The following is a 19,731-nucleotide window of genomic DNA, read 5'->3' as shown; positions in this document are numbered from 1 at the left end:
AAAGCTGGTAAGACATTTCTTGCCGGCTTTTTAAATGTAATTTTTACGAACACATGTAAAGGGGGGATCACACGTTGAAAGGCTCGAACCAGCACATTTTATTGTTTTCTATCATTATGCCTTTTTTAATTGTAGCGGTATTTTTCATTTCAGTTTCATTTGGTACGAAAGCAATTCAATTTTCTGAGATTATTGATGCAATATTTAGATTTGATGAGAGCAATGCCAATCATCAAATTATTTTATCTGGTCGTATTCCGAGAGCTATAGCGGTACTTCTAGTTGGTGCCTTTTTAGCAGCAGCTGGTGCCATTATGCAAGGAATCACCCGAAATTTTTTAGCATCTCCTTCTATTATGGGGGTTACGGATGGGTCAGCTTTTTTCATTACAATGGCTTTCGTATTTTTACCCGGGATTTCAAGCTTTAAATTAGTATTAATTTCAATGTTGGGATCTTTATTTGGGGGGGCATTAGTTTTCGGTTTTGCCTCTGTTATTAAAAATGGTTTATCACCTGTAAGGTTAGCAATTATCGGTACGGTTATTGGAACATTTTTAAGTAGTTTTGGTACAGCGATTGCGATGTATCATCAAATTTCACAAACAATAACGATGTGGTATAACTCAAAAGTACATATGGTCAATATGGATTTAGTGTTACTTTGTGCGCCAATTGGACTTGTAGGGCTACTACTTGCTATCGCTCTATCAGGTGCTGTCACAATTACTGCACTAGGTGAAGATGTGGCCGTAAGCTTAGGGCAAAAAACGCGCGTAGTTAAAGTATTAAGTATGCTATCCGTAGCGATATTAACAGGTACAGCGGTTGCATTAGTTGGAAAAATTGCATTTGTTGGACTTGTAGTCCCTCATATTATTCGTATGTTAATGGGGGTAGATTATCGTATGATAATTCCTTGCTCAGCAGTGTTTGGTGCCTTTTTCTTATCCGTGTGTGATTTAATGAGTCGCTATGTAAATTTTCCATTCGAGACACCGATTGGAGTAGTGACTGCAATAATTGGCGTACCATTCTTCTTATATTTAATTCGTAGTAAGGGCGGTGAAAAATATGCCGCTTAAAAAATCAAAACTAATTATTACATTAACGATTATGTTCTTGATGCTACTTATATCGATGTACCTACATTTAACAAGTGGTGCCTTTCCTTTGACAACATCAGAAGTATTTAAAACCTTATTACGAATCGAATCAACAGATAATTTTGATCTTGTAATATTTGATTTTCGATTACCGCGTATTGTAACAGCTGCTTTAGTCGGGATGGGGCTTGCGATGGCCGGGGTTGTCTTACAGGGGATTACAAAAAATGCTCTTGCCGATCCAGGAATTATTGGTATTAATGCAGGTGCTGGGTGTGCAATTGTTATTTTTATGTTCTTCTTCCAAGTCGAACTGATAGGTGTCGAAATTAATAGTATTGTGAAGATTTTAATTGTTCCTATTTTTGGCTTTGTAGGGGGTGCGCTTGCTGCCTCGATTATTTTAGTAATGTCGTACAAATATGGACGTATGGATATGCAAAAGCTTATTTTAACAGGGATAGCGATTAATACAGGTTTTAGTGCATTGACATTGTTTTGGTCATTAAAAATGGATGAAAGTGATTACCAATCAGCGGCGATTTGGATGAACGGATCAATTTACAATTCAAATTGGTATTTCGTTGCCTCGATGCTCCCTTGGCTTATAGTTTTGGGCGTATATATTTACCGAAAAGCCTATATTCTCGATTATTTCCAATTAGAGGAAGAGACGATTGTTAGTCTAGGGATCTCTCTTGAAAAGGAAAAAATAAAGCTGCTTTTAGCAAGTGTAGGTTTAGTGAGCGCTTGTGTTTCTGTGTCAGGCAGTATCGGCTTTATCGGATTGATGGCCCCTCATATTGCCCGTCAACTAGTTGGAATTCATCATCGTTATGTCATGCCAGTAAGTTTATTTGTAGGAGCAATCCTTCTAGTGTTTTCCGATTATATTGCAAAAAACGTGTTTTCACCGGTTGAATTATCGGTCGGTATTGTCGTATCACTAGTCGGCATTCCGTATTTTTTATATTTACTTGTGAAGGCGAAAGGGTGAGTAAGTATGACACATGTTTTTGAAGTAAAAGATTTAACGACTGGCTATGAGCAAGTACGAATCATTGAGGATCTAAATGTATCGATAAAAAAAGGGAAAATAACAACAATTATCGGGCCGAATGGGTGTGGCAAGTCGACATTTTTAAAAACAATTGGCCGCATTTTAAAAAAAGAACGCGGAGAGATTTTTTTACAGCAGGAAAATATGAATACAATGTCCACAAAGGATATTGCGAAGAAGCTTGCACTTTTAGCACAAGCCCCATCTGCACCAGGTCAATTAAAGGTGCAGGAATTAATTGCATATGGCCGTTATCCGCATCGTAAAAATGTAGGCCGATTAACGAAAGAAGATCAAAAAAAAATAAATTGGGCAATGGAAGTAACACAAACTGACGAATTTAGAGACAGAGAAATTGCTGCACTTTCAGGGGGACAACGACAGCGTGTGTGGCTAGCAATGGCATTAGCCCAGGAAACAGATATTTTACTTTTAGATGAGCCAACGACCTATTTAGATATGGCACATCAGCTTGAGGTGCTTGAAATTGTCGAGCAACTGAACAAAAACTTTGGCTGTACGATTATCATGGTTTTGCATGATTTAAACCATGCTGCACGCTTTTCGCATGAACTTATCACGATGCGAGAAGGCAAAGTACTACATACAGGAACACCAAAGGAGCTCATGACTTGTGATATATTGAAAGACGTTTTTCAAATTGATGCAAAAATTATTTATGATTATGAACATGATGTTCCTGTATGCTTTTCATATAATTTAATGAAATAGGTGAAGCTTATGAAATCAACTATAAATGATTATGACTATATTATTGATGTGTTCGTACCTGATGAGGCGCCACCCACTGAAGGGTTTTCTGTTGTACTCGTATTAGATGGAACGCGCTATGCTAGATTGATGTATGAAACTGTAACGAATCAATTACGTAACCGTGCAAAAACTGGAGTTGAGCCTGCCATAATTGTAGGTATAGGTCATCAAGAAAGTGATATTCCAAAACAACGATTTTTTGATTTTACAGCACCTGCACTCGAATATAAATTTCCAATAAGACGTGGAAGAGAAATGGAACCGATGCCGGCTGGAGGTGCAGAAAAGCTTATGCAATTTATATTGATGCAAGTTATCCCGATGATGTCAGAAAAATATCATGTTAATCACGATAAAATCTCCTTATATGGTCATTCTTTGGGAGGGTTGTTCGTACTGTGGAGTTATTTAAAGCATCCTGGTAGCTTTTCGAAATACGTTGCACTTAGCCCTTCAATTTGGTGGAATGAGTATGAACTATTTACAACCTTACGGAATGCACGAGGAAATTACATAGCACCCCTCTATATTTCAGTAGGTGGGGGTGAAGGAGATATGGTAGATGATGCACAAAAGTTTTATTTTATAGGCAAAGAAAAAGGAATTGACAGTGAATTTTATATTGCTGAACAAGAAAATCATGCCTCTGTAATCCCAACTACGATGAGTCGCGTCTTACGTTTTTTAAAAAGTGAATAAAATGAATAAAGTATACTATTTTTGGAAATAAAAAATATTAGAAGCATATTGACAAATTACTGAGCATTTTGGTATAGTTAACCAAAATAAGAGAGAAGGTGATGAATTATGACAAATGTAAATGAGATTGGTTTAATGCAATTCAGTTTGTCATCATTTACTCGCCTGATGTGTCCGTATTTTTAAATACGAACATGCTTCTTAATTGTGCGGATGTAACCTTATGATGAGCTGAATTGCTTATTATGAGGTTTTTTTGTTGCCTAAAAACAAAAATTAAAATTATTCAGCCATTAGGAGGCAACCCCATTGAAAATGAAAACATTAGGTTTTACAACTTTTTTTGAAACACAATTAGAGAAATTATCTGTTCCCTCTTCTAAAATTCCGGGACGTATTACATTAGAGCATAAGCATTCGTACCGTGTCGTAACAGAAAACGGTGAAATGCTTGGAACCGTATCTGGTAATTTTGCTTTCCATGCATTCTCAAGAAAAGATTATCCTGCAGTAGGTGACTTTGTGTTAATCGAACAAATGCCTGGAGAAGAACGGGCGATCATTCATCATCTGTTTGAGCGAAAATCAAAGTTTACACGTAAAATGGCAGGATTGGAAATTGATGAACAAATTGTTGCAGCGAATGTTGATATAGTGCTGCTCGTAATGAGTTTAAATGCGGATTTTAATTTACGCCGTTTAGAAAGATATTTAGTTGCTGCATGGGATTCTGGTGCAAAACCAGTCATTATTTTAACGAAAGCAGATTTATGTGACGATGTTACAACTTTTGTCCAAGAAGTAGAATCAATCGCTTTTGGTGTGGATATCATTGTTGTAAGTGCTTTGACAGGTGAAGGCATTGAGAATTTGAACGAGATGTTAACAGAAGGAGTAACTGCAGCATTACTTGGCTCGTCAGGTGCTGGAAAATCCACTTTAACAAATGCACTACTTCAAAATGATCAAATGAAAGTTTCGAACATTAGAGAAGACGATGCTAAAGGGCGTCATACAACAACCCATCGAGAGCTTGTACTTTTACCATCCGGTGCATGCTTAATCGATACACCAGGAATGCGCGAATTGCAGCTTTGGGATCAAGGGGATAGCTTAAGTGCGAGTTTCTCAGATATTGAACAATTAGCACAAGCATGTCGTTTCCGTGACTGTACCCATAAAAATGAGCCTGGCTGTGCGGTTTTGAAGTCGATTGATGAAGGCGTACTTGAGCGTGCACGCTTTAAGAGTTATATAAAGTTGCAAAAAGAGCTTGCCTATATTGAAAAAAAGGCAAATACAGATGCTCAATTAGCCGAAAAAAGAAAGTGGAAGCAAATATCAAAGCAACAAAAGAAACTGAGATAAAATTAAAGAGATAGATAAAGATTGACTATACGGAAAAATGTAACCTTTCGTATAGTCTTTTTATGATTTATTTAAAGGGAGGTGAGCGTATTGACATTTACGGGGTTTATGACGATTACTTTATACATATTAAACATAATTTTTGCTTTAGTTGTTATCTTTTTTAGTCGAAAAAGCGCTTCTTCTACATGGGCTTGGTTATTCGTCTTATTTTTCTTACCGATTGTCGGCTTCATTTTATACTTATTAATCGGTCGTAATTTACAAACGAAACATTTTGTACGTTGGATGACGGTCAACCAAGAGGAAACAGCAGAAATTTTCCGTGAGCAACAAACGCTTTTACATGAGGGGAGATTTGCGTTTCCAAATGCGATTTCAAAAAAGCACGCCGCTTTAATTCAAATGAATGTTGATTATAATCACGCTTTACTAAGCTCAAAAAATGATGTAAAGATCCTTACTGAAGGAAAGGAAAAATTTAAATCGGTTATAGAAGATATCGAAAGGGCACAGCATCATATTCATATTCAATATTATATTTACAAAATGGATGATGTCGGTCGAAGTATATACAATGCACTTGTGAAAAAGGCACGTGAAGGTGTCGAAGTGAAAATGATTTACGATGATCTCGGCTCACGTAAATTACAAAAAAAACATTTAAAAGAACTAATTGATGCTGGGGGACAAGTCGAGGCGTTTTTCTCATCTTATTTTACATTACTGAATCCACGTATTAATTTCCGAAATCATCGGAAATTAGTTATTATCGATGGGCAAATTGGTTATATCGGAGGCTTTAACGTCGGAAATGAATATGCCTGTTTAGACGAAAATTTTGGATATTGGCGTGATACCCATTTACGAATTGAAGGAAATTCGGTCTATAGCATGCAAGCGCATTTTTTATTTGATTGGCATCAAGCACGAAGCGACGCATTCAATTCTGATGAGGAAAAATATTTCCCTTCATTTGAAATCGAGCCTGTAATTCCAGTACAGATTGTATCGAGCGGACCTGATACCGATACCGAATCCATTAAAAACAGCTATATTCGAATGATTTTAAGTGCCAAAAAATATGTTTATATACAATCTCCTTATTTTGTACCCGATGAACCATTTTTACATGCAATTCAAATTGCTGCATCATCGGGTGTGGATGTCCGGATTATGACACCGGCAAAAACGGACCATCCATTTGTTTTTGGTGCAAATTCTGCTTACGGAGGAGATTTACTTTCCTATGGTGGACGTGTATTCCGTTACGAAAAGGGATTTTTACACTCAAAAATGATGGTTGTCGATGATGAGTTGGCAATGATTGGTACAGCAAATATTGATGTACGTAGCTTTAGTTTAAACTTTGAAATAAATGCAATTGTTTTTGAGGAAGCAATTGCGATTCAATGTCGAGAGCTGTTTGAGTTAGATCAACAAGAAAGCTTTGAAATGACGGAAGAACGCTACGCACAGCGTAGTAATTGGACAAAAATACGGGAGGCAGTCTCTCGATTACTTTCACCGATTTTATAATATTATATTTTTTAGGCTACCGTTCATATTTTTGAAGGTAGCCATTTTTTATTTCAAATGTCGAAATATTTTCGAGCATTTTTCTGAATAGTTTAGTAAAATAGAATGGAATGATTATTCTGAAAGCGAGGAATGGAAATGGTGTCTAACGTAAAATACCCAGAAGTATGGGATTTAGATGTATTTTTCCCTGGAGGAAGTGCATCACCTCAATTAAAAGAGCATATTGAGAATTTAGCTCCAAAATTTGATGTATTAAAGGAGAAGGTGGATCAGTTTGACATTCCAACTTCCAATGAAGCAGCATTAGAAATAGCGTCAATTTTAGAAAATATTAAAGAGACTTTGATGCATATTTCACAAGCGGGTGCGGTACTTTCTTGTTTAACTTCTCAAGACACGACTGACCGTGAAGCATTATTACTACAGGGGCAACTTTCAGGGATCGCTGCTACTTTGTCACCAATTATCGAAAGCTTTAATCAAAAGTTAGGAAAAATTGACCAAGCTACTTTTAATAGCTTACTTGAAACAACAGAGCTTAACCCATTTTCGTTCATTTTAACGGAATGGCGTGAAAAATCAAAAGAGTCGTTATCAGAAGAAGAGGAAGCACTTATTTCTGCATTAGGCGTTGATGGTTACAGCTCTTGGGGCCAGCTTTATAGCATGTTAATCGGCGATATTAAAGTAGAAGTGGAAGTCGATGGTGAGAAAAAATTACTTTCTGTTGGACAAGCGAATAACTTAAGCTCTCATGCGGATCGAAAAGTACGTAAAGCAGCATTTGAAGCTTTAGAAAAGGTATTTACAGACCGTGAAGAGTTTTTCGCTAAAACATTAAACCATTTAGCGGGCTTCCGTTTAGCGGTATACAAAAAACGCGGGTGGGAATCGGTAACGAAAGAGCCACTTCAAATTAACCGTATGAAGCAAGAAACAATCGATGCAATGTGGGGTGCGATTACTTCTCGTAAAGCAACATTTGCTAGCTATTTAACACATAAAGCAAACATGTTAGGAACAGAAAAATTAGACTGGTTTGACTTTGATGCACCCGTAACAGATTCAACAGCGACGATGAGCTATCAAGAAGGCGCGGAGTTTATTTTAAAGCATTTCGGTCGTTTCGGATCTGAAATGGAAAGCTTTGCACGTACAGCATTTGAAGACGGATGGATTGAAGCAGAGGATCGTGATAATAAACGTCCGGGTGGTTTCTGTACGGGTATGCCATTATCAGAACAATCACGTATTTTCATGACATATTCAGGCTCAATGTCAAATGTATCAACATTAGCACATGAGCTAGGACATGCGTTCCATTCGTATGCTTTGCGTCCGGTACATCCATTAAATCGTCGTTATGCGATGAATGTGGCAGAAACAGCTTCTACATTTGCAGAAATGATTGTGGCAGATGCAGCAGTGGAAGAAGCAACGAACGAACAAGAAAAAATTGCATTATTGGAAGACAAAATTCAACGTTCTGTGGCATTTTTCATGAATATTCATGCTCGCTATCTATTTGAAACACGCTTCTATGAGGAACGTAAAAAGGGGATTGTTTCAACGAAGCGCTTAAACGAACTAATGGAAGAAGCCCAAATTGAAGCACATGCTGGTGGCTTAGGTGAAACCCATCCTCATTTCTGGGCATCAAAAATGCACTTCTACATTACAGGTGTACCATTCTATAACTTCCCGTATACATTTGGTTACCTTTTCTCATTAAGTATTTATGCGAAGGCAAAAGAAGAAGGGAAAGGTTTCGAAGAGAAATATATGGCATTACTTCGTGACACAGCCATTATGACAGTGGAAGATTTAGCGATGAAGCATTTAGGAGAAGATATTACGAAGCAAGACTTCTGGTTAAAAGGCATCGCATTATGTGAAAAAGACGTAGAGGAATTTATCGCGTTAACGTCTAAATAACAAATTAAGACGACTGTGAAGCTTTTCTACACAGTCGTCTTTGCATTTTATAGATTTTTCTTTACTAATTTAAAGCCAACTGAATCTGCATCACGAATCGTAATCGTATATGTGCCATTTACTTGGTCATGATGTACATCAATATTGTCTAATCGCTTGTCGTATTTAAATACAATTTCATTATTTTCTGCTTTATATAAGACGTGTAAATCATCGCGCTTCACTTCAAAATTTGGTGTGAATTCAGGATTTCGATTCGTAAATTCATCAATAAACAATTTTGATCCTTGTGCAATAAAATCGTCCCGATTAACTTGTGGAGCAATGGCATCATAAATATTGTGTACAGACGCTTCAAGCTCAATATACTTACCATTTTCAAATTCCGTATCAATTGCCTTTTGTAAGCGCGGTGTTTGTTCTTCAGAGATGGTTGGTTGAATTGTTTCATACAATTCCTTCATTAGCATTTTCGTTTTCTTTTTATCACTTGCAATCGGTGTTGCCTGAAGGAATGTTTCCATAAAGAATTTTGCCGGCTCTCCGTCCGACTGCTTGTCGAGAACATATACATTTTCTTCAAGTGGATTATAATTCATCCGGATGAGTGCACATTTTTGAACACGACTTGATGCATCTGGCAATATATTTTCAATAGTTTTTAAATCGAGCGTTTCTAAATCAATTTGTACAGCATCCTTTGGATCTAGCTTTAATAGCATAATATAAGCTTCACCAATGAGTTCAATATGAGCAACAAAAACTGAACCATTACTATTAGAAACAGTTTGCATCACTTGATAGAGTTTATTGGACAATTCATTTGCTAACGATAAAAAATGGACATCATCTGGATATTCTATGTAACGATTCATTTTCGTCAAAATGTCATTGTCTCTGTCTAAAAATTTACAGGCAACAGATTTTGGACTATTAAATGTGGCGTCGATATATTGCTCAAAAAATTCACTATAAACTTGTTGTTCAAGGGCAGATAAGTCCATTGTTTTATTAGCTGATACGAAACGGCTTTGCTGCATATCTAATAGCGTCACAGCCATTCGCTTCATTTGAATGGCTAAAGATGTTTCTAATTCGTTCGTCATTGTATAAAGCTCCTTTACATCTGTTCAATTATTCGATTATAACGGAAAGGGGAATTTTTTGCACATGTACTATCGATTTTACAAAAGCGAACGTATATGCTATACTTTAGAAGTGCTATTTTAGGTAGTGCTATAGATAAATTGGCATTCTGCTAGTGTTTTTAAGGATACTTATTCACACTGGCGCAAGCTAAAGGGCTGCAAGGACATAGTAGCAGGTAGGGACTATGTTGCTTAAGTTAGAAAAGATTAGTGGAATTTTACCGCGGTTAAAACAGAAGTACATGCTTCTAATAAGATAAAAATTCCCCGGGTGATCGGGTTGAGACTTTCATTTATTTATAAAACTATCTATTAAATACTAAAGGGGTGCCTTCTTCATTGAAGGCACCCCTTGTCCAATTTCAATTAAAATAGATATGTACTATAAAAGTCAAAATAATAACCATCTAGCAAAACTAGATGGCAATAGCATAAAAATAATATTAGTCCGTGAAGCAAAGAGAAGTCATGTAACCAAGCATTAATAGTAAACCAAGGCCAAGTACGATTGAAGTGTTCATTGAATAACCTCCTTTAATAACCTACAATTTCTTCCTATTTATTGTACAATGAAACAAATAAAGATGAAACCTTTTCTTCTGTTAATCGTACTTAATTATGAGAGCTTGTTAAAAAAATATACATAAATGAAGTAGGTGGTATTTTTGAAAAAGTGGCTACATAAATCAATTATGGTATCAGTCGCATTATTAACTTTTGGACTAATTACACCAAATCATGAAATTTGGGCCAATTTTGATGAGGACCGCAATGCAAAATCTATACTAGAGCGTCCCGATCAAAATCATATTACAGAAGCATATCAGTTAGATGAAATACTTATTGCCGAAAGTGAGCAGCCAACAATCGAATCATTTGTGGCTGCAGCTAAAGAGCAGTCCTATATGAAGTTTGGCACACGTGTTGGGCCAGTAATCGAAGATGAATTTGAAACAAATATTTTTCCTAAAATTGAAGAAGCCATTGCGACAACAGTAAATCGTATAGGGGATGAACAAATCCGTTCATTAGCTATTACGGAAAAGCCTAGTGGGGAGTATGCAGAAAAGATTTTCCACATTGTAAATACTGAATCGAAAAAAGACGTGATTCGCTTCCACGTACGTACAGAAAATCGACCATTTGATGGCTATTACTACAACTTCCACTTCCACACATTTGAGGACAACTTCGCAAAGCATTACAATCTTGGCGAAATTTATTGGAGCAAAAACACGCCACCTAAGTGGTTGTCATAAAAAGAGGGGAACACTCGTATTCATTTACGAGTGTTTTTTTTGTTGGTTGAAACAGAAGTACTCCAAATTAAACAAATTTATGAATCGAAGGAATTTATTAATTTATACATTTTCAAAGCTTTTAAACTTGCATATTTAAAGGAAGCGCATGGAAGGACTCGAGCGCAAATTGAAAAAAATATAAACGACTATATAAAAAAATGTGAAAAAAGGGTATAGGGTAGATGTATAGGAGGAGTAAAGATATGAAACTTGAATTCTTAAAAGTTGATCAAATTGTAGAGACAGATAAACATAAAATTATTTATATTCCAGCTGGAGGCATGCAGTTTGGATTTAAAGATAAGATCATTTCTTTAAGGGATCCATTACAAATTGGAATGACACATGGAGGCAGCTTCCTTAATGTTGCCCGCTACATAGATTTCGTCGTTTACGAGGACCAATCAATATATACGACAGGTGAGATTAAACGAGAAGCTTTATTTGGAATCGTAGCTCACGAAGAGGTACAATTAGCCATTCATAAAGTGCTGAATAAAAGCTGCAAGGTTGTTCCGTTTTTTAAACAATTGGATGTTAAAGAAATGTTTTGTCGTGAATTTGAAGAGGCTTATGAGCAGTTGTTGGGAGAAAAGGAATCCCAATTAACAACGTAAGATGACGGATAGTGCGATACGTCTTGCTAGTTAGACGTGAAAGTTGTTGTTGTTAGGGAATGAAATGGCCAAGAAAACAGGCGTATATATCATAGGATTATATCAAGTTATGGCAGCAGACTTTAGTGATAAATTTAGGTTTTCATGTATGATTCAAAAGAAAGTAAAGAATACAAATTAATTGTACATATGATAGCAGCACTTCATGGACTGGATACCAAAGTAAGCACTAGTTGGTATTTTACGAAAAACAATTAAATTAGATAGCTAAATTCGCTATTATGCCATTTTAGGAAAATTAAGGAATTAATTGTGAATAGATACTAAGGTACCAAGTGGGACTCTAGATGATAATTCAAGAACATCCTGATTAAACATCCTAATACATCCATGCGAGCGATTTTTACCGATTGAAGATGGGTTATTTGTTCCGTGTATACCGTAATGAGGTTTTGATAATCCCATCCAAAGTACTCCAAATGGATCGGGTGGATCGGATTGTTTATTAATAATCGTATAAATGCCAGTAGGTGTTGGGGTCAATATTTTGCCAATCGCAATTGGGTAAGCTTTTATAAGTCTGTTGTTATCCATAAGCATTAATTGATGTTTTAATGTAGATACGTCAATCCATATTACCATGAAGATCCACCTCGTTTTTGATATTGTATGAGGTTACTCAGGCACTTGTTAAAAAACAAAATTCGATTGAGCAATAATTGTAGAGAACGATTTAATGGGGATTGTAGTGACAATCCTCATTTTATTTGTTTGTGTACGATAAAAGGGGTAAGTTGCTGTAGGAATTAACAAGAACTACATAGCAGTAGAATTTACACTGGAGAAGATTTTAAGGTAGAATGCCACCGCATCTCAATCATTTTGAGATTGTGCTTCATTGACTAATTTATTTTCTATTTGACCATTCTTATATTAGAGACAGGAGTGTGAAAATGAAAGATATTAGCTACTTACAGATAGCCCTCGAAACAATTTTAACTTTTTTTGTCCTGCTAACTCTTACACGTTTTTTAGGGAAAAAACAATTAAGCCATCTTACCTTTTTTAACTACGTCACAGGAATAACAATAGGCTCTATGGCTGCGAATATGGTTGTTCTTAGTACAAATGATTATAAAAAGGATTTACTCAGCCTAGTAATTTGGTGTTTACTTACTACAATTCTTAGTTTTATAAGTCTCAAGTCTGGAAAAATTAGAGTTATCCTTGATGGTCAACCTACAATTATTATAAAACAGGGTATGATAGACAGAAAAGCATTAAAAAGAACTGGTGTTAATATCGATGATTTAACGATGATGATTAGACAATATCAAATTTTTTCAATATCAGAAGTAGATTATGCTATTTTAGAACCAAATGGAAGACTTAGTATTCTTAAAAAGCCTGAATACCAAGAAACACAAAAAGGCGATTTAAAAATATTTCCACCACCCCCTAATTATTTACCAATAGAAATTATTACGGATGGAAAATTATTACCTAGAAATTTATTAGAAGTTGGTAAAACTACAGATTGGTTAATTAGCGAATTACACAAGGAAAAAATAAAACGTATAGAAGAAGTGTTTTATGCTGAAATTTTATCGGATGGAAGTTTATTTATACAAAAATTTTAAAGAAATAGGGATCGAATAGTACACAAAAGAAGAGCACAATAATGTGCTCTCCAATTACTAACGACGATGTTCTACTAGGTCAATTGCACCCAACAAGATGTGCGCTAAACCGAATCCAAATACAGTATGTGCAATCATGTTATTAGGGTTATTTTTTTGCTTTAATGCTATTCCAGTCATAGTAACAGCAGACCCTAGAATTGTTGGGATTAAACCTTCACGAATTTTGTTCATAAAAAATCCCTCCATCGTAGTTTTTTGGTGTTATCACACCACTATTACTATTTGCTAATAAAGATGATGCTATACTTCAGAAATGTTTTACCAATTAAGTTATTTACTGAATAAAGTTAATACTACAATAAGGTGTATAAAAAACCGGCAAAAAAGAATGCCGGTTGGGGATATAATCAAGTTATTTGTTATTGTTTTGGTTACGGTTTTTAGCAAATAAACCAGAAGTTTGTTGCTTTTTAGCTTCAGCTTGTTGGTTTTGTTGCTTAACTTGGTTGACATTCGTCTCCATCCCAAATTCAGCGTTCATAGCGCTAGAGCTTGGTTGGTAAGGATTGTTAGCGAATGCACCAGAAGCTTGTTGCTTTTTAGCTTCAGCTTGTTGGTTTTGTTGTTTAACTTGGCTAACATCTGTCTCCATTCCAAATTCCGCATTCATTTTTTGTTTTGGTTTTAGGTTATTGTTTTTTTTGTTTGGCACGTATTTCACCTCCTGAATTTAGTCTGTACAGCGGAGGTTTTATTATTCGGTAAAAAGCTTAATCTTTTTTAAAATAATCTTTTTTATTTCTTTAACTTTTAAGAGCAGTTTGGAACTAAGCGCTTCTATACTTAATCGATAAAGGTTTTCTACAATTTTTATGTGTATAGCCACAATTTATTTCAACATAAATAAAACTGACGAACTTAAAAAGTACGTCAGTTAGCTTGTTATTTTTTGTTATTGTTGTTTCTTGGTTTTTCCAAATCTGAGAAATCTTCTTCTCTTCCCGCTTCCATACTATAATTCGGATTGTTGTTTACTCTTGAATCTGAAGAGAAAGCAATATCCTCATCATTCGTTAGTGGTTTCATTAGGATTGGTATAGAAATCAATCCTGCAATTCCAACAAGTGCATAAACTATTCTAGATAACCCAGCTGTTTGACCACCGAATATAGAAGCCACTAAATCAAACCTGAAAAAACCAATTAGTCCCCAGTTTAGTGCACCAATAATTACGAGAACTAAGGCAATTCTATATAATATTCCCATCGTGTCACATCTCCTTCATTTTTAGATACGATGCTCCTTACATACGAAAGAAGCTCGAATCAATATCTGCTCTTATTTTTTACAGAAAACATTTATTTATTCGTCATATGAAGTGATGTGTAAAAATTATCTTTGAACACAGATATGGACAAAATAGTGAATTAAATTACAAATTCCAATCCAAGTTCATATCCAATTTAATCGCAAAGTGGATAAATTTAAAATCATCTTATTAATTTTCGACTTTCATCCCAAAATAATTTTAATCACTATGTGCGATAGCGCTTATTTCAATTAATTGTCCTGGAAATGCTAAATCGCTTATACCAATGAGGCTGCCAGCAGGACGATGTTGTCCAATATATTCTTTAAAAAGGCGAATAACAGGCTCAGTATGGTCTTTTGCATTTGTTAAATAGATTTCGAGATAAGCGAGATTGTACTTCGATACTTTTAGGCCTTCAAGTACGCGATCTAGATTTTTAAGTGTTTGTTGCGTCTGCGCTTCAATATCACCCTCACCAATAAAAATCCCCTCCATATTATGTGAAAATTGACCTGAAATGTAGATTGTGCCGTTAACAATGTAACCTTGTGTAATTCCATGATCCCATAGGTCATGATTGTAAGTTTTAACTTTAGACATCTTGTTCTCTCCTTTACTAGTAAGTAAGCTAAGTATAAAATGGACAAAAATAAATAAATAGTACGCACTTTTTTGATAGGTACTACCTGAAAGGATAGTGTTAATATGGGAATGTCTGACTATATTGAAAAGGGTAATGTTCAAGAAACACCAGTTGGTTATACAATATCGGTAATTGGGGGTAAATGGAAAATGCTGATTATTTACTTATTGGCAGAAAACCAAACAGTACGCTTTAATGACTTAAAAAGAAAAATAGGAGCTATTACTTATAAAACATTGAGTTCGCAACTTAAAGAATTGGAAGCAGATGGGATGGTTATAAGGAAAGAGTATCCTCAAGTTCCACCTAAAGTGGAGTATAGTCTTACACAAAAAGCAGAAACATTACTACCAGTGTTGGAACAGTTATGTGAGTGGGGTTTAAATAACTACAATAAGTAATTTGCTTAGAGGCAATACACCAAAAAAGTTAATCTAGAAATGATAAAGCATTGTTATCAATGATTTAAAGGTAGATGAAGAAAACTATAAATGAGTTCGAGTTAATGCGGAACCCATTTTACGCATGCTTTTAACATCAACATGCGTAAAGGGAAAATTTAAGCTTATTTTAGAATAGGGGATTAAATTCCTTTGTTGCTACGAAGTTCAACTATTGTACCTTCGGGTGCTTTTACTTTGCATAAATACCCATTTTCAACTTGGTAAATGAATTCATTATTCTTCAATAAAAATTCGATGCCCAGTTCACACAACCGTGATACCTCTGCTTGTAAATCTTCCACCCATAAACAAAAATGAATAAGACCTTCAGAATTTGTGTTTACATGATGAAGTATTTCATCCTTTTTCCCAGTTTGCAATTCAATATAAAATTCACCTAATTGAATCCATGTATTAAAGTTACGCCCATGAAAATCTGGGGACTCTTGAACTAATGTGAAGCCTAGCCCTTCCGTATAGAATTTTAGCGATTCAAAATATGTATTTGTTTGGATGCATAAATGATGCACAAAACTTTTTTTCATAAAATACCTCTTTTAAATGGATTATTGTTCATTAAATGATTATATCAATTTAGAAGAAGTGAAGAAAGTAAGCTTTTAATCAACATTAATGTATATAAATAAATTTGCACCTTCGGAAATATATTTATCAAATTTAATGAATGAAGAAGGAGATTTATTCCAGTTACCGAAAATATAAAAGGGTCAGGGAAAATGACTCGGAAAAAACGAGTTTAAAGCTAAACAAACTATATAGAATAGAGGTAATTTATGTTGGAATTTGGTAAACCGGAAGTAGAACAATTTTTTCAAACGTTAACGGTTGAAAATTTTACGATTAGCCATGACGAAAAACAGTTAATTATTAGTACAAATATTAACGGTCATTTTAATCTATGGGGAATGGACTTGCCAAACCTTTTTCCTTATCCATTAACATTTAATAATCAATCTGCAAATACACTTGATTATGCAAAAACGGGGAATTTCATTTTCGTCGGTTTTGATCGAGATGGAGATGAAAATACGCAAATTTACGCTTTATCTCCTGAAGGCGGGAAGCTTTTGCCACTTATTCAAAACGAAGGAGAACGTCACTTTTTAGCGTATACGTCAGAAGACGCAAAACGAATTTATTACGCCACTACTAAAGGTAATGCGCAATATTTAAACAACTATGTATATAACTTTGAAACGAAAGAAACAACATTATTACTTGAAGGATCTGATGCGCCAACATTCATCTTTGCATTGAGCCCGTCAGAAAACACCTTTGTTTCCATAAAAGAATTCGGGAATACATATTGTTTAGGATTTGTGCATGTAGATGGAGAGCAATTCTTATTGACGCCTAAAACCGAAGAACAGCATACGGTTTCGTCAATTACTTATATTTCAGAGAATGAAATTTATTTTGTTACAAACTATGAAGCGGATTTAGCTTATGTGGCAAAGTATAATATCAAAACCAAGGAATTCAGTACCGTTTTACAATTAGAGAAAGAAGATTTTACAGAAATAAAATTTGCTAAAGAAGAGAATAAATTATATTTACTAGGTTCATATGGTGTTGAAGATCGCCTTTATTGCTATGATTTAGCAACGAACGAATATTCAATTTTATTAACCCCGACAAGCGTAGTAGAAAAAATAGTCGTTACAAAATCCGGCAACATTTATATGAAAGGTCGATCATCAACTCGCCCGTCAAATGTCTTTGTGTCAAAAGATAAAGGGCTAACTTGGGAAGAATTAACGAAATTCCGCGTACCTGGAGTGCGAGATGAGGATTTAGTAGAACCTGAAGTAATTACGTATCCCTCGTTTGATGGTTTAGAAATTGAAGCGCTATTCTTCCGTGCTCATGACCAAAACAACAATGGTCACGTTATTTTATGGCCACATGGTGGACCTCAATCATTAGAACGAAAATGGTTCCGTTCGATGTTCCAAGTACTCCTTAATCGCGGGTATTCGATCTTTGCACCGAATTTCCGTGGCTCATCTAACTACGGTTTAAAATTTATGAAAATGGTAGAAGGTGACTGGGGACATGGACCACGCTTAGATAATATGGAGGGCGTAAACTGGCTTATACAAAACAACTATGTTGATGCAGATAAAATGTTATTACTAGGTGGAAGCTATGGTGGCTATATGTCGCTTCTTTTACATGGGCGCCATGCCGATGCGTTCAAAGCTGTCGTTGATATTTTTGGACCAAGTGATTTATTCTCATTCATTAACTCTGTACCTGAGTTTTGGAAATCATTTATGGATCAATGGGTAGGTCACCCAGAGCGTGATAAAGAGCGCCTAATAGCGGATTCTCCAATTACGTACTTAGATGGTATGACAAAGCCGATGCTTGTAATCCAAGGTGCGAATGATCCACGTGTCGTTAAAGCGGAGTCAGATCAAATTGTTGAGGCGTTAAATAAAAAAGGCCGTCCTGTTGAATATATTGTATTAGATGACGAAGGTCATGGCTTTTCAAAAAAGAAAAATGAAATTCTTGTATACTCAAAAATTCTAGAATTCTTTAAAGAACAGCTTTAAAATGTGGCCTTCATTCTTAATGAATGAGGGCTTTTAGAAAGGATACATCAATGCGGCATATTATTTTTCTCTTCATCAGTTTACTTACACTATTTAGTGTCTATTTTCTTTTATCAGCGGTTATTCAATCTTCCATCTTAACATTACTTCTTATTGTCTTCATCGGGACAATCGGGTTTATCATCCAAAAAAAAGTCTATCAGTTTTTTATTGTCGAAATTCAATTTTCTTATTTTGGGAAAGAAGTGACTTTTCCAACTACTATAAAAAAATACGAGATACTGGAATGGAAATAACGTTTATTTTTATATTAGCTTCAATAGGTATAAATCCAATAACCGATGTTATTGATTTGAAATAACCAACATTTTCAGTCCATTCACTGTATTTAGAACTCGCATTAATTTCTACAGTAATAGCGGTTGTACCATCACTATTTTATTGCTACTACTTTATTTGGAAAGATAGCGCCCAATAAGTAAAAGCGAATTTAGAAAACGTGTTGTTTTTCCAAATCCGCTTTTTTTATGGATATAGCATAGGAGAAAAAAATGCTGTGAGTGTTTTCTTTTCCATATTAGCTACGCTTTTTCAGTAAATATAAGAAATAAGGTGCACCGATAATAGAAACAACAATACCAACAGGAATTGAAGCAGTTTCTATTAATGTACGACCGAGCATGTCGGCAAAAACAAGTAAAGTTGCACCGATGAATAGGGCTAGGGGTACAAAGCGTTGATGGCGAGGCCCAACAAGTGCTTTTGCAATGTGTGGAGCCATTAAACCAACAAAGCCGATACTACCTGTAACCGATACAGCAGCTGCTGCAAGTGCTACTGCTATAATAAGTAAGTAATAACGCTCTCTTTTTAAAGAAATACCTAAGCCGATAGCAGTTGGCTCACTTAATGCTAAAATATTTAAGGCATTTGCTTTATATAGTACGACCGGAATACATACTACAAGCCAGGGAGCTAAGGCTAAAACAAATGGCCAGTCTGCACCCCAAACATTACCGGCAAGCCATTTTGCAATAAAATCGACATTTGAACGCTCTGCAGAAGAAATTAATAAAATCATTAATCCAGATAAAGCAGTCGCGAATCCGACACCTACTAATACGAGTCGAAAAGGTTGGATGCCTTGATGACGCTCGTATGCGAATAAATAAATACAAAGAGCCGTTAGCAACGCACTAATAAAGCCTACTAATGGTAGCATGTAAGCGAAATTGCCCATACTATCACTTGCGAATAAATAGAAAATTGTAATGCCGACTCCAGCGCCAGCGTTAATTCCAATTATACCTGGGTCTGCTAAGTCATTACGTGTTAGGCTTTGCAATAACGAGCCGGCCATTGCTAAAGCCATGCCTGCTAAACATAAAACTAAAACACGAGGCATCCGCACATCATATAAAATAAAGTTTTCCTTAAACGAGCCATCGCCCATTAAAATAGGGAAGAGTCGATCAAATGACACAGAAGAATAGCCAAATGATAAACCGAGCACAATCATAATACATAAAAGTACGATACTACTAAATAGCCATGGTAA

The 19,731-nt window shown here is 35.5% G+C and carries 20 protein-coding genes; 12 read left to right on the top strand and 8 right to left on the bottom strand.

What is annotated here, in order from left to right; translation table 11 throughout:
• The first annotated feature begins 74 nt into the window (after positions 1-74).
• The 7 genes from MKZ17_RS11770 to MKZ17_RS11740 all read left to right on the top strand — a co-directional run bounded on the left by MKZ17_RS11770 (position 75) and on the right by MKZ17_RS11740 (position 8,484).
• Complete coding sequence (locus tag MKZ17_RS11770; RefSeq protein WP_340723923.1) at positions 75-1,085, top strand: FecCD family ABC transporter permease; 1,011 nt, start codon at positions 75-77, stop codon at positions 1,083-1,085.
• Positions 1,075-2,103, top strand: a complete 1,029-nt coding sequence (locus tag MKZ17_RS11765; protein ID WP_340723922.1) for a FecCD family ABC transporter permease — start codon at positions 1,075-1,077, stop codon at positions 2,101-2,103. Before MKZ17_RS11770 ends, MKZ17_RS11765 begins: the two co-directional genes overlap by 11 nt.
• A 6-nt stretch (positions 2,104-2,109) precedes the next feature.
• Positions 2,110-2,898: an ABC transporter ATP-binding protein gene (locus MKZ17_RS11760; RefSeq protein WP_340723921.1), complete on the top strand. Its 789-nt coding sequence runs from the start codon at positions 2,110-2,112 to the stop codon at positions 2,896-2,898.
• 9 nt (positions 2,899-2,907) lie between these two features.
• Complete coding sequence (locus MKZ17_RS11755; RefSeq protein ID WP_340723920.1) at positions 2,908-3,639, top strand: alpha/beta hydrolase; 732 nt, start codon at positions 2,908-2,910, stop codon at positions 3,637-3,639.
• A 309-nt stretch (positions 3,640-3,948) separates the two neighbouring features.
• Entirely contained in the window at positions 3,949-5,007 is a 1,059-nt protein-coding gene (gene rsgA / locus MKZ17_RS11750) for a ribosome small subunit-dependent GTPase A (protein ID WP_340723919.1), read from the top strand.
• A 90-nt stretch (positions 5,008-5,097) separates the two neighbouring features.
• Complete coding sequence (cls, locus tag MKZ17_RS11745) at positions 5,098-6,546, top strand: cardiolipin synthase (protein WP_340723918.1); 1,449 nt, start codon at positions 5,098-5,100, stop codon at positions 6,544-6,546.
• 138 nt (positions 6,547-6,684) lie between these two features.
• Positions 6,685-8,484, top strand: a complete 1,800-nt coding sequence (locus MKZ17_RS11740) for a M3 family oligoendopeptidase (RefSeq protein ID WP_445326912.1) — start codon at positions 6,685-6,687, stop codon at positions 8,482-8,484.
• A gap of 47 nt (positions 8,485-8,531) precedes the next feature.
• On the opposite strand, the gene MKZ17_RS11735 is transcribed toward MKZ17_RS11740, so the two are convergent.
• Positions 8,532-9,590, bottom strand: coding sequence for a nucleoid-associated protein (locus MKZ17_RS11735; protein WP_340723917.1), 1,059 nt, complete (start codon positions 9,588-9,590; stop codon positions 8,532-8,534).
• Positions 9,591-10,297: 707 nt separating this feature from the next.
• Here MKZ17_RS11735 and MKZ17_RS11730 point away from each other — a divergent pair.
• On the top strand, positions 10,298-10,891 hold the full coding sequence (locus tag MKZ17_RS11730) for a YpjP family protein (protein WP_340723916.1): 594 nt from the start codon (positions 10,298-10,300) through the stop codon (positions 10,889-10,891).
• Positions 10,892-11,136: 245 nt separating this feature from the next.
• On the top strand, positions 11,137-11,550 hold the full coding sequence (locus MKZ17_RS11725) for a molecular chaperone (RefSeq protein ID WP_340723915.1): 414 nt from the start codon (positions 11,137-11,139) through the stop codon (positions 11,548-11,550).
• Between the two features lie 306 nt (positions 11,551-11,856).
• On the opposite strand, the gene MKZ17_RS11720 is transcribed toward MKZ17_RS11725, so the two are convergent.
• Entirely contained in the window at positions 11,857-12,192 is a 336-nt protein-coding gene (locus MKZ17_RS11720) for a L,D-transpeptidase (RefSeq protein WP_340723914.1), read from the bottom strand.
• A gap of 311 nt (positions 12,193-12,503) precedes the next feature.
• Between MKZ17_RS11720 and MKZ17_RS11715 the strand changes: the two genes are divergently transcribed.
• A complete protein-coding gene (locus MKZ17_RS11715; RefSeq protein WP_340723913.1) occupies positions 12,504-13,190 on the top strand; it encodes a DUF421 domain-containing protein in 687 nt (228 codons plus the stop codon).
• A 57-nt stretch (positions 13,191-13,247) separates the two neighbouring features.
• Here MKZ17_RS11715 and MKZ17_RS11710 read toward each other — a convergent pair whose 3' ends face one another.
• The 4 genes from MKZ17_RS11710 to MKZ17_RS11695 form a co-directional block, all read right to left on the bottom strand.
• Entirely contained in the window at positions 13,248-13,424 is a 177-nt protein-coding gene (locus tag MKZ17_RS11710; protein ID WP_340723912.1) for an asparagine synthase, read from the bottom strand.
• 181 nt (positions 13,425-13,605) lie between these two features.
• Positions 13,606-13,905 (bottom strand): gamma-type small acid-soluble spore protein, encoded by a 300-nt coding sequence (locus tag MKZ17_RS11705; RefSeq protein ID WP_340723911.1) that lies wholly within the window; start codon positions 13,903-13,905, stop codon positions 13,606-13,608.
• A gap of 230 nt (positions 13,906-14,135) precedes the next feature.
• The gene (locus tag MKZ17_RS11700) at positions 14,136-14,459 is read right to left on the bottom strand and encodes a DUF378 domain-containing protein (RefSeq protein WP_340723910.1); all 324 of its coding nucleotides are present in this window, start codon (positions 14,457-14,459) and stop codon (positions 14,136-14,138) included.
• Positions 14,460-14,721: 262 nt separating this feature from the next.
• Positions 14,722-15,105 (bottom strand): RidA family protein, encoded by a 384-nt coding sequence (locus MKZ17_RS11695; protein ID WP_340723909.1) that lies wholly within the window; start codon positions 15,103-15,105, stop codon positions 14,722-14,724.
• A 105-nt stretch (positions 15,106-15,210) separates the two neighbouring features.
• On the opposite strand from MKZ17_RS11695, the gene MKZ17_RS11690 reads away from it, so the two are divergent.
• The gene (locus tag MKZ17_RS11690; RefSeq protein ID WP_340723908.1) at positions 15,211-15,549 is read left to right on the top strand and encodes a winged helix-turn-helix transcriptional regulator; all 339 of its coding nucleotides are present in this window, start codon (positions 15,211-15,213) and stop codon (positions 15,547-15,549) included.
• A 182-nt stretch (positions 15,550-15,731) separates the two neighbouring features.
• Here MKZ17_RS11690 and MKZ17_RS11685 read toward each other — a convergent pair whose 3' ends face one another.
• Positions 15,732-16,136, bottom strand: a complete 405-nt coding sequence (locus tag MKZ17_RS11685) for a VOC family protein (protein WP_340723907.1) — start codon at positions 16,134-16,136, stop codon at positions 15,732-15,734.
• Between the two features lie 249 nt (positions 16,137-16,385).
• On the opposite strand from MKZ17_RS11685, the gene MKZ17_RS11680 reads away from it, so the two are divergent.
• Positions 16,386-18,173, top strand: a complete 1,788-nt coding sequence (locus MKZ17_RS11680) for a S9 family peptidase (protein ID WP_340723906.1) — start codon at positions 16,386-16,388, stop codon at positions 18,171-18,173.
• Between the two features lie 577 nt (positions 18,174-18,750).
• Here MKZ17_RS11680 and MKZ17_RS11675 read toward each other — a convergent pair.
• Positions 18,751-19,692, bottom strand: coding sequence for a FecCD family ABC transporter permease (locus MKZ17_RS11675; RefSeq protein WP_340725547.1), 942 nt, complete (start codon positions 19,690-19,692; stop codon positions 18,751-18,753).
• Between the last annotated feature and the right edge of the window lie 39 nt (positions 19,693-19,731).

Origin of the sequence: Solibacillus sp. FSL R7-0682 (genome assembly GCF_038005985.1) — a bacterium.
Taxonomy (GTDB): Bacteria; Bacillota; Bacilli; order Bacillales_A; family Planococcaceae; genus Solibacillus.
Note: the sequence above shows the minus strand (reverse complement) of the source record. Positions and strands in the feature narration are given on the sequence as shown.

Excerpts from the sequence above, each read along its gene's own strand:
- MKZ17_RS11760 (WP_340723921.1), top strand. The coding sequence starts at position 2,110 with ATGACACATGTTTTTGAAGTAAAAGATTTAACGACTGGCTATGAGCAA.
- MKZ17_RS11690 (WP_340723908.1), top strand. The coding sequence starts at position 15,211 with ATGGGAATGTCTGACTATATTGAAAAGGGTAATGTTCAAGAAACACCA.
- MKZ17_RS11715 (WP_340723913.1), top strand. The coding sequence starts at position 12,504 with ATGAAAGATATTAGCTACTTACAGATAGCCCTCGAAACAATTTTAACT.
- MKZ17_RS11755 (WP_340723920.1), top strand. The coding sequence starts at position 2,908 with ATGAAATCAACTATAAATGATTATGACTATATTATTGATGTGTTCGTA.
- MKZ17_RS11725 (WP_340723915.1), top strand. The coding sequence starts at position 11,137 with ATGAAACTTGAATTCTTAAAAGTTGATCAAATTGTAGAGACAGATAAA.
- MKZ17_RS11685 (WP_340723907.1), bottom strand. The coding sequence starts at position 16,136 with ATGAAAAAAAGTTTTGTGCATCATTTATGCATCCAAACAAATACATAT.
- MKZ17_RS11720 (WP_340723914.1), bottom strand. The coding sequence starts at position 12,192 with ATGGTAATATGGATTGACGTATCTACATTAAAACATCAATTAATGCTT.
- MKZ17_RS11710 (WP_340723912.1), bottom strand. The coding sequence starts at position 13,424 with ATGAACAAAATTCGTGAAGGTTTAATCCCAACAATTCTAGGGTCTGCT.
- MKZ17_RS11695 (WP_340723909.1), bottom strand. The coding sequence starts at position 15,105 with ATGTCTAAAGTTAAAACTTACAATCATGACCTATGGGATCATGGAATT.
- MKZ17_RS11675 (WP_340725547.1), bottom strand. The coding sequence starts at position 19,692 with ATGATTGTGCTCGGTTTATCATTTGGCTATTCTTCTGTGTCATTTGAT.
- MKZ17_RS11700 (WP_340723910.1), bottom strand. The coding sequence starts at position 14,459 with ATGGGAATATTATATAGAATTGCCTTAGTTCTCGTAATTATTGGTGCA.
- MKZ17_RS11735 (WP_340723917.1), bottom strand. The coding sequence starts at position 9,590 with ATGACGAACGAATTAGAAACATCTTTAGCCATTCAAATGAAGCGAATG.
- MKZ17_RS11740 (WP_445326912.1), top strand. The coding sequence starts at position 6,685 with ATGGTGTCTAACGTAAAATACCCAGAAGTATGGGATTTAGATGTATTT.
- MKZ17_RS11680 (WP_340723906.1), top strand. The coding sequence starts at position 16,386 with ATGTTGGAATTTGGTAAACCGGAAGTAGAACAATTTTTTCAAACGTTA.
- MKZ17_RS11765 (WP_340723922.1), top strand. The coding sequence starts at position 1,075 with ATGCCGCTTAAAAAATCAAAACTAATTATTACATTAACGATTATGTTC.